This is a genomic window from Methylococcus geothermalis, from assembly GCF_012769535.1.
GTDB lineage: Bacteria > Pseudomonadota > Gammaproteobacteria > Methylococcales > Methylococcaceae > Methylococcus > Methylococcus geothermalis.
Genome location: NZ_CP046565.1, coordinates 1,350,087 through 1,362,505 on the forward strand (window position 1 = coordinate 1,350,087; position 12,419 = coordinate 1,362,505).

8 protein-coding genes and 1 pseudogene are annotated in these 12,419 nt (G+C 63.3%); 5 read left to right on the plus strand and 4 right to left on the minus strand.

What is annotated here, in order from left to right; translation table 11 throughout:
* Positions 1 to 103: 103 nt before the first annotated feature.
* The 3 genes from GNH96_RS06580 to GNH96_RS06590 form a co-directional block, all read right to left on the minus strand.
* Positions 104 to 1,393, minus strand: coding sequence for a YhjD/YihY/BrkB family envelope integrity protein (locus tag GNH96_RS06580; RefSeq protein ID WP_169602944.1), 1,290 nt, complete (start codon positions 1,391 to 1,393; stop codon positions 104 to 106).
* Positions 1,394 to 1,568: 175 nt separating this feature from the next.
* A complete protein-coding gene (gene moaB, locus GNH96_RS06585) occupies positions 1,569 to 2,090 on the minus strand; it encodes a molybdenum cofactor biosynthesis protein B (protein WP_169602945.1) in 522 nt (173 codons plus the stop codon).
* A 58-nt stretch (positions 2,091 to 2,148) separates the two neighbouring features.
* Positions 2,149 to 3,423: an NAD(P)/FAD-dependent oxidoreductase gene (locus GNH96_RS06590; RefSeq protein ID WP_169602946.1), complete on the minus strand. Its 1,275-nt coding sequence runs from the start codon at positions 3,421 to 3,423 to the stop codon at positions 2,149 to 2,151.
* A 280-nt stretch (positions 3,424 to 3,703) separates the two neighbouring features.
* Here GNH96_RS06590 and GNH96_RS06595 point away from each other — a divergent pair, with 280 nt between their 5' ends.
* The 5 genes from GNH96_RS06595 (at position 3,704) to GNH96_RS06615 (ending at position 11,687) form a co-directional block, all read left to right on the plus strand.
* Positions 3,704 to 5,038 carry a TolC family protein gene (locus GNH96_RS06595; protein ID WP_228720049.1) on the plus strand — a complete coding sequence of 445 codons (1,335 nt, stop codon included), beginning with the start codon at positions 3,704 to 3,706 and terminating at the stop codon, positions 5,036 to 5,038.
* 21 nt (positions 5,039 to 5,059) lie between these two features.
* Positions 5,060 to 6,139 (plus strand): efflux RND transporter periplasmic adaptor subunit, encoded by a 1,080-nt coding sequence (locus tag GNH96_RS06600; protein ID WP_169602948.1) that lies wholly within the window; start codon positions 5,060 to 5,062, stop codon positions 6,137 to 6,139.
* Between the two features lie 17 nt (positions 6,140 to 6,156).
* Positions 6,157 to 9,387 carry an efflux RND transporter permease subunit gene (locus tag GNH96_RS06605; protein WP_169602949.1) on the plus strand — a complete coding sequence of 1,077 codons (3,231 nt, stop codon included), beginning with the start codon at positions 6,157 to 6,159 and terminating at the stop codon, positions 9,385 to 9,387.
* 84 nt (positions 9,388 to 9,471) lie between these two features.
* A complete protein-coding gene (locus GNH96_RS06610; protein ID WP_169602950.1) occupies positions 9,472 to 10,122 on the plus strand; it encodes a DUF1294 domain-containing protein in 651 nt (216 codons plus the stop codon).
* A 290-nt stretch (positions 10,123 to 10,412) separates the two neighbouring features.
* Positions 10,413 to 11,687: a hypothetical protein gene (locus tag GNH96_RS06615; protein WP_169602951.1), complete on the plus strand. Its 1,275-nt coding sequence runs from the start codon at positions 10,413 to 10,415 to the stop codon at positions 11,685 to 11,687.
* A gap of 13 nt (positions 11,688 to 11,700) precedes the next feature.
* On the opposite strand, the pseudogene GNH96_RS06620 reads toward GNH96_RS06615, so the two are convergent.
* A pseudogene (locus GNH96_RS06620) lies at positions 11,701 to 12,384 on the minus strand (integrase core domain-containing protein); the annotation flags it as partial.
* Positions 12,385 to 12,419 lie beyond the last annotated feature (35 nt).

A 12,419-nucleotide genomic window follows, 5' to 3' on the forward strand; every position in this document is an offset into this window, starting at 1 on the left:
ACATAGGGTTGCTTCGGCCGGAGTCGTTCACCCGGCGGTCACCGACGTATTTCTGCCGCTCAGGTAGCCGGGACAGGCGGATGCGGGACGTGTCCGGGAGGTGCTATCCGCCGATCCGAACGACGTCCCGCAAGCTGCGGTTTCCCAGCGTCGTTTCCGGGCTGCGGTCGATGGCGGCCAGGATGTCCCGGACGACGTCGGGTTCGTCTTGAAGCATCAGAACCGGCTGATCGCCCGCGGTTCGCACCGCCTCCACCACTTCGCTCAACAGGATCGCATCGGTATCCCGCGCGAGAACGTAAGCTTTCTGCTCGCCATTCACGCTTAACAGCAGGCCGTGCCGTTTCAGGCATTCCAGCGGGTCCGCCACCGCTTCCCAAGGCAGGTTCACTTGATCCGCCAGGTCGGGCAGCGTGCGTGCGGGCGCGCCGCGCGCGTGGCTCCGTCCGATCAGGATCATGAGCAGCAGGGCGAGGCGTTCCTGGGATTGTGGGCTCAGGTGGGGCCGCCGGCCGCCGTAGCCGAGATAGTGGGGAAACTGGATGTGGAAGGAGACGACGCTCCCCAGCAGCAGGATGAGCCAACTGAGGTACAGCCAGATCATGGACAGGAGGATGACGGCAAAGCCGGAATAGATGGCGCTGTAATGGGCGGAATTGACCGTGAACTCGGCGAACAGAAAGCCCGTCGCTTTCCAGCTCAGGCCGGCGAACAGCCCGCCCGCCAGCGCGGGCCGCCATTTCACCGTGGTGTTGGGTATGAACGAATAGGCGAAGGTGAAGGCGGCGACGATCAGCACATAGGGCAGGGCGATGCCGGCCAGATAGTAGGCCGTGCCGAAAGGCTCCAGAGCGATCAGCCGCTGTACGATGTCCATGCGGCTCATCGAGGCCGCGATGCCGATGGCGGAAAACAGCAGTACCGGACCGATCAGGACGATGCTGAGGTAGTCGCTGAACTGGCGGTACAGCGGGCGCGTCCTGGACACCCGCCAGATGTGATTGAAGCTGTCTTCGATCTGCTCCAGCAGCGACACCACGGTGTAGAACAGCATCACAAAGCCGACGAAGCCCAGAACGCCTACCTGGATGTTCCCGACGAAGCCGATGATGTTATCGGTGACCTCCTTCGCTTTTTCGCCCAAGGGAGCCAGCATTTCGAGCAGAAACGGCTGTATCTCGTTGTGCACGCCGAACGCCTTGAGCACCGAAAAGCTCACCGCCAGCAGCGGCGCCAAGGAGAGCAGGCTGGTATAGACCAGGCTCATCGCCCGATGCTTGATCCCGCCTTCGCGGTACTCGCGCAGCAGCACCAGGGCCAGCAGTTTCAGCGTCTTGAAGGTGTCCGCGGCTTGCGGCCCGACAGCGGGGAACAAGCGCTCGGTGGATTTCATGGGCTTGGCTCTCGGCGGTAAGCGGGGGGCGAGCGCCTTACCGAGGCTTCGACCGGCAAGCCGGATTCGGCCCCTGCTCGGGAGTTCAGTCTATGCCAATGCGATTGTCCGCGTCGATTTGCATGGGGGCGTTGGGGGGAGGTCCGACGATGAGGCCGGATGCCCGGTTTTTCGCTTATTTTTCCCCCAGCCGCGGTATCAGTTCGGCCAGGTTGCAGGGCCGGGTGCGGGAGTCGAGCTGCGGGCGGATGAGGTGGTCCCAGGCGGTGCGGCAGGCGCCGGAGGAGCCGGGGAGGGCGAAGATGTAGGTGCCATTGGCGACGCCGGCGATGGCCCGCGACTGGATGGTGGAGGTGCCGATTTCCTGGTAGGAGACGGCGCGGAACACCTCGCCGAAGCCGTCCAGGGTCTTGTCGAACAGCACCGAGATGGCCTCTGGGGTGCCGTCGCGGCCGGTGACGCCGGTGCCACCGGTGCTGATGACGGCCTGGATGCCGGGATCGGCGATCCACCTGGAGACCACCGCCCGGATGCGGTAGACGTCGTCCGGCACGATGCATTTCTCGGCCAGACGATGGCCGGCCTCGGTGAGGCGTTCGACCAGTATCTTCCCCGAGCTGTCGTTGTCTTCGGTGCGGGTGTCGGAAACCGTGAGTACGGCGATGTCGAGCGGAAGGAATGTGCGGTCGGAAGTCATGGCGGAAGGGTCCGGGCTGGGGCGCCCGCCTGGATGCGCGGGCGCTGGACCGAATAGCTTAGTTCTTCAGCCGGACGATGCCCAGGGCCTTGAGGCCCAAGCGTTCATAGATGGGCTCGCTGATGCCTTTCCTCACCTTGCGGATGAAGTACTTTTCGAAGGCGATCTTGGCCAGATGCACCCAACGCCCTTTCTTGGCCCAGGTGACGTTGCGCGGCGGGATCTGCGGCTGGGCGATGAAGGCGGCGCCGGTGTCGCCCATGTCCGCCAGGCACAGCGCGGCCCAGGTGCCCTTGAAGCTGGGCTCCTTGCCGTCGAGTTCGGCGCGGATATTGTGCGCGGTGGCGGTGACCATGGACTCGATCATGTAGCCGGTCTTGGGCACGCCGGTGGGCACCGGGGTCTGTTCCAGCGGCGGAATCGCGATGCACACGCCGACCGAATAGACGTTCTTGAAGGTGGGGTTGCGCTGATGTTCGTCGACGATGACGAAGCCGCGCGGGTTGACCAGTCCCTCGATGCCGCGCACCGCGTCGATGCCGGTAAAGGCCGGGATCATCATGCAGTGCTTGAACGGCAGTTCGTGCTTTTTCTTTTCCTTGCCGTCGTCGTCGACCTCGGTGACGAACATCTTGCCATCCTCGATCTTGTCGACCTTGGCATTGGTGATCCATTTGATGTGGCGGTCGCGCATCTCGCTTTCGAGGAGTCCCTTGGAGTCGCCCACCCCGCCCAGGCCGAGATGGCCGATATAGGGTTCGGAGGTGACGAAGGTCATCGGCACCTTGTCGCGGATCTTGCGGCGGCGCAGGTCGGTGTCGGCGATGAAGGCATATTCATAGGCGGGGCCGAAGCAGGAGGCGCCCTGCACCGAGCCGACGACGATCGGGCCGGGGTCCTTGACGAAGCCATCCCAGAACTCCAGGGCCTCGGCGGCGTGGTCGACGTGGCACACCGACTGGGTGTGGCCGTGCGGGCCGAAGCCGGGTACTTCGTCGAAGGCCAGGCGTGGGCCGGTTGCGATGACCAGGAAGTCGTAGTTCACCGAGCTTCCGTCCGCAAGTTCGACGCGGTTGTTGGCCGGATCGACCTTGGTCGCCTTCTGCTGGATGAACTCGATCTTGCGCTTCTTCAGCATGGGGGCGAGTTCGACCTTGATGTCCTCCGGCTTGCGCCAGCCCACCGCGACCCAGGGATTGGAAGGCACGAAGTGGAACGTGGGGCTGTCGGAGATGACCACGACCTCGTCCTGCTTTTTCCGGGCGAGGTGCTTCATTTCCAGGGCCATGGGGATGCCGCCGATGCCGGCGCCGAGTATGACGATTCGAGCCATTGGGTTTCCTCCCGCGCAGTTCGCCTGCGTGATTGATGGTGTTGTTTGGTAACGCTGTTGACGATCGGGCGTGAAAAGTCTGCTCGTGTACCGATCGCTTGTCGAGAATATTAGCAACTGCTAAAATTCATATCAAGCTCAAGATATATTATCGGGCTTGGTGGTTCCATGTCATGGAACTGGCTATCATTCGGAAAGAGCTTCCCGCAGGGAGCCGTCGACATCGACACGCAGCGTCGCACCCATGCATTCGATAGAAATCAGGTCTGCCCGTTTCCGGATGCGGTTCTCTCCGGTCCTCGTTCCGCTCGTAGCGCTCGCGTTCGGGAGTCCACAGGCCTTATCCGCCGAATCGGGCAAATCCCGCCTGACCTTGCAGCAGGCCATCGAACTGGCCTGGGAGAAGAACCCCGACATTCATGCCGCCGAGGCGAGGCTCGGGCAGGCCCAGGCCAGCGTCGAGGAGGCCACGGCCGCGTTCTATCCCCGCCTCACCGCTCGCGTCGGTTACGACTATTCGGACAACCCCGCTCTGGCGTTCTCCTACGTCGTGGCCCAGCGCCGCTTCAATTTCGGCATGAACATCAACCATCCAGGCTACGTCGAGAACTTCCGCCCGGAAGTGTTCACCACCTGGTCGATATTCCGCGGCGGCCAGGACTATTACCGCAAGAAGGCGGCGGAGCTGGGCGTCGAGGTCGCCGAGCTGGAGCATTCGGCGCTGCGCAATCAGCTCGCGGCCGCCGTCACGGCGGCGTACTACGCCTTGCTGGAAGCGCCGCGCCAGGTCGAGGTCTCCAAGAAATCGGTGGAAGCGGTCACCAGTGAGCTCGAACACACGCGCCACCGGCATCAGGCCGGTTCCAGCCTCAAATCGGACGTGCTGTCGCTGGAAGTCCGGCTGGCCCAGTCCCGCGAAAACGAAACCCATGCGTTGAATTCGGTGGAACTCGCCCGCGCCGCCATCAAGACCCTGCTCGGTGGCGAGTCGGCGGCCAATCTGGAGGCGGTGGAGCCGGTGGCCAGGGAAGCCGCGGGCGGGGACGGCATGGAGAAAGTGCTGGCCCAGGCCCTGTCGCAACGGCCGGAAATGCAGGCGGCGACGCATCAGGTCGCCATGCGCCAGCACGAACTCGACATGGAGAAGGGCGCTAGGCTGCCCCGGGTCAATGCCTTCGCCGCCTATGGCCAGAACAGCAGGACGCCGGGTTTTTCCACCGAGCAGGGCAACGTCACCCTGGGCGTCAACGCCGAACTCGACCTGTACGCAGGGGGGGCGGTCACGGCCCGGATTGCCGCCGCCGAGAAACGCCTGAGCGAAGCCCAGGCGCTGGAGACGCGCACCCGGCTGGAAATCGAGGAGGAAGTGCGCAAAGCCTATCTCCAACTCAACGAAGCCCTGTCGCGCAAGGATGCGGCGGAAGCCGGCGCCAGGTCGGCGGACGAAGCGTTGCGGCTGGTGCACGAACAATACCGGGAAGGCGCGGCGACAGTGACGCGCTACCTCGAAGCCGAAGCCGACCGGGCCCAGGCCCAGACCCGCGCCATCGCCGCCCGCTATGCGGTTGAAGTGGCGACGGCGAGCCTGAAGAAGGCATCCGGCTTCTGGCGCTAGATCGATAGAAGGAATAAAGCAATGCACGCTGAAGCGCACGGTTCGAATTCCCGCAGGACGCTGCTGTATGCGGCAGTCGCCGTCTCGGCCCTGGTCCTGATGCTGGTCTGGATGGAGGGCGGTTTCGTCGGCAAGGCGGAGCCCGGCTTGCTTGCCGAGGAGCAAGCGGTACCGGTGACGGGACAGACCCTTACCCTGGCGCCGCGGACGATCGCGGAAACCGCCGCCTGGCCGGCCACCGTGTCTGCCCCGGTCGTCGCCCGCATCTCGCCGAAAGTCGCGGGCCGCATCGTCGAGATCACCCGCAAGGTCGGCGACGGCGTGCGGCGCGGTGAGGTGGTGGCGCGGCTGGAAGCGAAGGAGTTGAGCGCCCGGCTCGGCCAGGCCAGGGCGCAACTGGCCGCCGCCGAAGCCGAGGCGGTGCGGGCCCGCGCGGAGCTGATCCGCAGTGAAAGCCTCTATGCCAAGGAGGCAGCCACCCGACAGACCTTGGAGACCGCCCAGGCCACCGCCCGCGCCGCGAACGCCCAGGTGAAGGCGGCGCAGGACGCGATCGCCGAGGCCGGTTCGCTGTTCGGCGAGACCGAGCTGGAATCGCCGGTCGACGGCACGGTGGTGTCGCGCGAACTCGACCGCGGCGATACCGCCCTGCCCGGCATGCCGGTGCTGACCGTACAGGAAAGCGGCAGGCTGCGGATCGAAGGCGCGGTCGCCGAGCGCTGTGCCGGCGCCTTGCGGGCCGGAACGCCTCTGACGGCAACAGGCGGCGCGCCGGAACAGGTCTACCCGGTCGAGGTGGACGAAGTCGCCCCGGCCGCCGACCCCGCCACGCGCACGGTCTGGTTCAAGGCGCGCCTGCCGGATGTCACAGCCTGGCAGCCGGGCGCCTACGCCAGCGTGGAGCTGCCCTGCGGCCAGCGTGAGGTGCTGCTGATTCCCGCGGCCGCCGTCACGCGGATCGGCCAGATCGAGAGCGTGCGCGTCGTCGAACAGGGCCGTGCCGTGCTGCGGCACATCCGTACCGGGAGGGTCCACGACGGCCAGCTCGAAGTCCTGGCCGGGCTCGAGCCGGGCGATACCATCCAGATCCCGAGCCGCTGACCGTCCCGGAGAACCGCATGGCCAAACCAACCGACGAACGGGGCCTGACGGCGGCGATCGTCCGTGTCTTCATCACCTCCAAGCTGTCCCTGGTCTTCCTCATCGCCTCCTTCCTGCTCGGCGCGGCGGCCTTGCTGCTGACGCCGCGGGAAGAGGAGCCGCAGATCGTGGTGCCGGTGGCCGACGTGGTCGTCAGTGCGCCGGGAGCCTCGGCCGAGGAAGTCGAGAAACTGGTGGCGACGCCGTTGGAGAGCCGGCTGAGGGAGATCGACGGCGTGGAATACGTCTATTCCGCTTCCCGCGCCGGCGAAGCCATGGTGACGGTGCGCTTCTATGTCGGCGAAGACCGCGAGGACAGCCTGCTCAAGGTGTGGAGCAAGTTGATGTCGAACAAGGATGCCATTCCTTCCATCGTCGAGTCCTGGCTGGTCAAGCCGGTCGAGATCGACGACGTGCCCATCCTCACATTCACCCTGTCTTCGCCCCATCCGCTGTACGACGCGGCGGTGCTCCGGCGCCTGGCCGACGAGATGAAGGACAAGCTGAGCTCCCAGGAGGACACCGGCCGCATCTTCGTCGTCGGCGGCCAGCGCCGGACGGTGCGGATCCATCCGGATCCAGCGCGGCTGGCGGCGCACGGGCTGGACATCGGCGGCCTGATGCAGGCCTTGCGGGGCGCCAACGTCAAGCTGGAAGCCGGGAGTTTCGACCGCGCCAATCACAGCGTCGACCTGGAAGCCGGCCCGCATTACGCTTCCGCCGGCGAGGTCGCGGACACCGCCGTCGGTCACCACGACGGCCGGGTGGTGCGCCTGAGCGAGGTGGCCGAGGTGATCGACGGGCCGGCCGAGGTCGAAAGCTATACCCGCATCGGCTTCGGCGCGGCGGCGGCGGAAAGCAGGTCGGTCGGCCAAACCGCCGCCGCCAGGCCCGGCGAAGAGCGCCAGGCGGTGACCCTCGCGGTCGCGAAGCGGCGGGGCGCGAACGCGGTCAGCGTGAGCGAGCGGGTCATCGAGGAAGTGAAGGGCCTTTACGGCACGCTCATCCCGGAAGACGTTACCGTCACGATCTCCCGCGATTACGGTGAGACCGCGAACCACAAGGTCAACGAGCTGGTGAAGCATCTCTTCATCGCCATCGTCACCATCATCGTGCTGCTGGCTTTTGCCTTGGGGCCGAAGGAAGCCTTCATCGTGGCGCTGGCTGTGCCGATGACACTGGGCATCACCCTGCTGTTCGACCTCATCTTCGGCTACACCATCAACCGAGTGACGCTGTTCGCGCTGATCCTCTCGCTGGGTCTTCTGGTGGACGACCCCATCGTCGACGTCGAGAACATCTACCGCCACTTCAAGCTGCGGCGCGAACCGCCCCTCGAGGCCGCGATCACCGCCGTCGACGAAGTCCGGCCGCCGACCATCTTCGCGACCTTCACCGTCATCGTCTCGTTCCTGCCGATGTTCTTCATCACCGGCATGATGGGGCCGTATATGGGGCCGATGGCGTTCAACGTGCCGATCGCCATGCTGATGTCGCTGCTGGTCGCCTTCACCGTCACCCCCTGGGCCAGCTATTACCTGCTGAAGAGCGAATACGGCACGGGCGAGGTTGCCTATTCCCTCCAGGACAGCCCGATCTACAAGTTCTATCGCCGTACCCTGGGTGCGCTGGTGTTGCGGCCCGGACGCGCCAGGCTGTTCCTCTGGCTGATGGTCGGCGCCCTGGTGGCGTCGAGCCTGCTCGCCGTGACCCGTGTGGTGCCGCTGAAGCTCCTGCCGTTCGACAACAAGAACGAGCTGCAACTGGTGATCGACATGCCGCGCGACGCCAGCCTCGAACGCACCGACGCGGTGGCGCGGGCGCTGGGCGACTACCTGGCGCGGGTCAACGAAGTCACCGACTTCGAGACCTACGTCGGTCTGGCTTCGCCCATGGATTTCAACGGCATGGTGCGGCATTACTACCTGCGCCGCGGCGGCTACGTCGGCGACATCCGCATCAGCCTGCTCCCGAAGGAGCGGCGCGAGCAGCAGTCGCACGAGATCGCGCTGCGGATACGCGCGGACGTGGAGCGCATCGCCGCGCGCTTCGGGGCCAAGGCCAAGATCGTGGAAACCCCGCCTGGACCGCCGGTGCTGTCGACCTTCGTCGCCGAAGTCTATGGTCCGCTGGATGCCGAACCCGGCGAGCTGGACCGGGTGACCGAACGGGTGCGGGACGACATCGCCGGCATCGCCGGCATGGTCGATGTCGACGACCGGGTGGACGAGCCCAAGACCCTGATCCGCTACCGGGTGGACCGCGACAAGGCGGCGCTCAACGGGCTCAGCGTGGCGACGCTGGCCGAGGCTTTGCAAGCCGCGACGGCAGGGCGGCCTGTCGGCACCGTTCACGTGCGGGGAGAACGCGAGCCGCTCGACATCGTGCTCCGCCTGCCGCGCGCCGAGCGCTCGTCCCTGGCCGAACTCATGACGCTCAAGGTGCGGGGGGCGGACGGCCAACTGGTGCCGCTCGGCGAGGTGGGCACCCTGGTCGAGGACCAGGCGGACCGTACCATCTACCACAAGAATCTTCTCCGGCTGAATTACGTCACCGCCGAAATGGCCGGCCGAACCCCGGTCGAGGCGGTGCTGGACTGGGGCGACATCGAGGACTCCAAGCCGCTGCCGCCGGGCTACCGGGTCGACCTGGCCGGAGAAGGGGAATGGAAGATCACCGTCGACGTGTTCCGCGACTTAGGCGCAGCGTTCGGCGCCGCGCTGGTCATGATCTACGTGCTGCTGGTGGCTCAGACCGGCTCGCTCGGCATGCCCCTGGTCATCATGGTGGCCATTCCGCTGACCATCATCGGCATCATGCCCGGATTCTGGCTGCTCAACCTGCTGTTCACCTCGCCGGTGGCCGGCTATGACAATCCCGTCCTGTTCACCGCCACCGGCATGATCGGCATGATCGCGCTGGCCGGCATCGTGGTGCGCAATTCCATCATCCTCATCGACTTCATCGAGCGCCTGCGGGGGCAGGGCACGCCGCTGTTCGATGCCCTGGTCGAAGCCGGCGCCACCCGCCTTAGGCCCATCTTCCTCACCGCCGGCGCCGCCATGTTCGGCTCCTTCGTCATCACCCTGGACCCGATCTTCTCAGGCCTGGCCTGGAGCTTCATCTTCGGCATCTTCGCCTCCACCCTGTTCACCCTGTGGGTCGTGCCCGTCGTCTACTGGATGATCCACCGGGAGCCCGCTCCCTGATTTTTCCCGTTCCCGACCGATTAGAATAAGCGCACGGTCTGCGGGGAGGGCCGGACAACGAAAACAATCGGGCAGGGTGCGTTCATGGGAAAGCTATCGCCATTCCAGGTCGGTGAGCTGGTGGTCTGGCAGGATGAAAAGGGGTACGGGTTCATCCGTCCGTTCGTGGGAGAGCATGATCTCTTCATCCACATCAGCGCTTTCAAGAAGGGCATGAGCCGGCGGCCTCAGATCGGCGATATCGTGCACTACCGCGTCGAAACCGAGGCCGACGGCCGGGAGCGGCTGCGGCATGCGGCGATCGAGGGGATCAAGTACGCCGCGCCGCGTTTCGGGCCCGTCCAGGTCAAGCCGCTGGAGCGGTCGCCATACATCAACGGCGTGATCGGCCTGCCCTTCCTGTTGTCGACCTGGCTGCTGTGGAGCGTCGGCAACCCCATCCCCCTCCTGATGTACGTGTTCATCAGCGCCATCACGCTTTTTCTCTATGGCCTGGACAAGCGCTCCTCGATCACCGGGCATTGGCGCGTGCCTGAAACCTACCTGCATCTGTTCGCCCTGCTCGGCGGCTGGCCGGGAGCCTTGATTGCCCAGCGGGAATACCGGCACAAGCTCAGGAAATCGCGGTTCCAGATCATTTTCAGGGCGATTATTGCCCTACATGCATTGATTTGGATCATAACAATCGCCTTCGAATTTTCCACGCACCAAGCAATGGCAATGTTTGTGATGTGAATGAAAATTAACAGAGTGTCGCAACTTTTAAGAACGAAATCTGTTAATATAGCCTGTCCGGAACGAAGAACAGGGGTATCGCTTCGATCTCTGCGTCTGTTTCTGATAAGTAATCATAATATTAGAATATTATGATTACTTGATGAAGTAATCTGCTGATTTTAGTGATGCGCGTCCTGATCGCTGGAGCGATCGATACACAGGGCCTCGGCTGCGAAATGCATGCTGGACGTCGTCCTGGGCGACATAGGAAATACTTAAAACAATGATAGTTTTTATGGAGATATGAAATGGCAGATAACGCACATTCCATTGGTTTTTGTTCTTGGCTGATTCTGGGGGTTGGCCTGGTATCGGCACAGGCTGCGGAGTCAGCTGAACCGTGTATCGTTCCGTTGAAGCTCGTGAACGTCAATGCCGGTTCCGGGAAGTCGCCTGAATACAAGCTCGGCATCCATGTCGGGCTCGGCGGCGGGGCTCCACAGCTGTATGAATTCGATACCGGAGGTCCGGGATTCTGGGCGGCATATACGCCTACGCCACCGAAAAAGAAAGGGCAGTGGTGGGGGAATTACGAGACAGTCCAGACCGATGCGCTTTCGATAGCCTATACATCTGGTAATGAATACACGGCCAATCTGGTGGATACGGTGGTAGCGCTGTATAAACCCCGGGGGTCCGGATTCGCCAAACAGTGCGAGTCAGTGGCTCCCGTCGGCGTCGCTCAGATTACAGCTTTTGCGGACAAGAAAAAACCGAAGAAAGTCAAGGCTTGGTATAAGGCCTTGGCGACCGGCAAGCCGCCCTTGTTCGGGCATTTCTATGGTGACTTCGGTGCGGCACTTTTTCCGATAATGACAGCTGATAAGTCGGCCGGCGTTTATTCCGCCCTCCCTCAGTTGCCGCAAACCGGCCTGACTAACGGTTTTATCGTCCATGTGGGTCCGCTGGGAAAATCTAAACCGACATTGACGATCGGCATTACCGATGAGGATATGGCCACCTTTACCACGCAATTGCCGATGAATCCGACCTGTGTGGAAGCGGGTGGGGCGCCGGAAGCCCCTTCTTCTACTTGTCCGCCATATTCGAATTTTCCGGTCGGCAGCATGCCGACGTGGAGCGAGCAGATTACCTATGCGAATCTGTCATGGGAATATGGCAGGTCCAGCAGTGGCAATGGTCAGGCGTTTTCGAACGTTGGCTTGACCCTCGACACCGGCGCGCCCGCGACGACCCTTTGGCAAAACGATAATTTATATGTCGACTCTCTGTTTCTTCGCAACCCCGAGGGTAGCACTGTACCCTATACGGGGGATTTCAAATCGAAAGTGGGTCTGACGATCAGCGCGGCCACGACGGTTCCGGGTGGCCAGAATCTCGATTTTTATCTTCTCACCGGGCAGAAGGCGACTGTCAATAAGGTTTCGGCTAGCGTGCGCGGAAACGATGGCGGGCCGACGTGGTCGGGATATATGAACACCGGGTTGATGTTGTATACCTACTATGACGTCATGTTCGACGTGGAGCATGGTGTGGTGGGATTCCGGCCAGTGAAGAAATAAGTATTCAGTAAGCCTACTTGTCAAGTCCCGTGAGGTGATAAACCTTCTTGTGAAAGAGATCGGGGTGTGATGCTTGCCATTGTTTCAGGGCCTGGACCGGCGTTTGATGGTTGAGGGCTCGCTGCGGCATGTGGTGATTGTAGAGGTTGGCATAACGCAGCAAGGTGGTCGCCAGGTCTTCGGTCGAGTCGAAGCGATGGGTTTGCAGCACCTCGGCAATGCGGCCCTTGAACCGTTCGACCATGCCGTTGGTTGGTGGCTTTCGGGGTGGAATCAAGCGGTGTTCGATAGTGTGCTCGGCGCAGGCTTGATCGAAGAGGTGGGTGCCCGTCGGTTGCTTGGCCTTAACCAGGAAGCGGTCAGTGAACTCCGAGACGTGATCGGTCAGGCATGTCGGGATGCGGAACGGTGCCGCCTCGACCACGGCCTTCAAGAACGCCTTGGCGGAACGCGCGGTGCGGTTGGGTTTCAGAGCCACGTAGACCCACCGCGTGGCGCGATCGATGGCGGCGAACAGGAACTGGCGGGCTTCGCCCTGGATGGCGGGGAGGTACTTCACGTCGACGTGGAGGAAGCCCGGCTCATAAGCCTTGAAGGATTTGTGGGGTGTGGCGGCGGGTATCGGTTGCAAGGCCTTGAGATGAGCGACGCCATGCCGCCGCAGGCAGCGATCCAGCCCGGAGCGCGAGACGCCGGGATCCCCCTGCGTCAGAATAGTTGTCGCCTCTAATT

Bases quoted from the DNA above. Each gene is read 5' to 3' on its own strand.
- GNH96_RS06605 (WP_169602949.1), top strand. From the start codon at position 6,157: ATGGCCAAACCAACCGACGAACGGGGCCTGACGGCGGCGATCGTCCGT.
- GNH96_RS06590 (WP_169602946.1), bottom strand. From the start codon at position 3,423: ATGGCTCGAATCGTCATACTCGGCGCCGGCATCGGCGGCATCCCCATG.
- GNH96_RS06610 (WP_169602950.1), top strand. From the start codon at position 9,472: ATGGGAAAGCTATCGCCATTCCAGGTCGGTGAGCTGGTGGTCTGGCAG.
- GNH96_RS06615 (WP_169602951.1), top strand. From the start codon at position 10,413: ATGGCAGATAACGCACATTCCATTGGTTTTTGTTCTTGGCTGATTCTG.
- GNH96_RS06580 (WP_169602944.1), bottom strand. From the start codon at position 1,393: ATGAAATCCACCGAGCGCTTGTTCCCCGCTGTCGGGCCGCAAGCCGCG.
- GNH96_RS06600 (WP_169602948.1), top strand. From the start codon at position 5,060: ATGCACGCTGAAGCGCACGGTTCGAATTCCCGCAGGACGCTGCTGTAT.
- GNH96_RS06595 (WP_228720049.1), top strand. From the start codon at position 3,704: ATGCGGTTCTCTCCGGTCCTCGTTCCGCTCGTAGCGCTCGCGTTCGGG.
- moaB (WP_169602945.1), bottom strand. From the start codon at position 2,090: ATGACTTCCGACCGCACATTCCTTCCGCTCGACATCGCCGTACTCACG.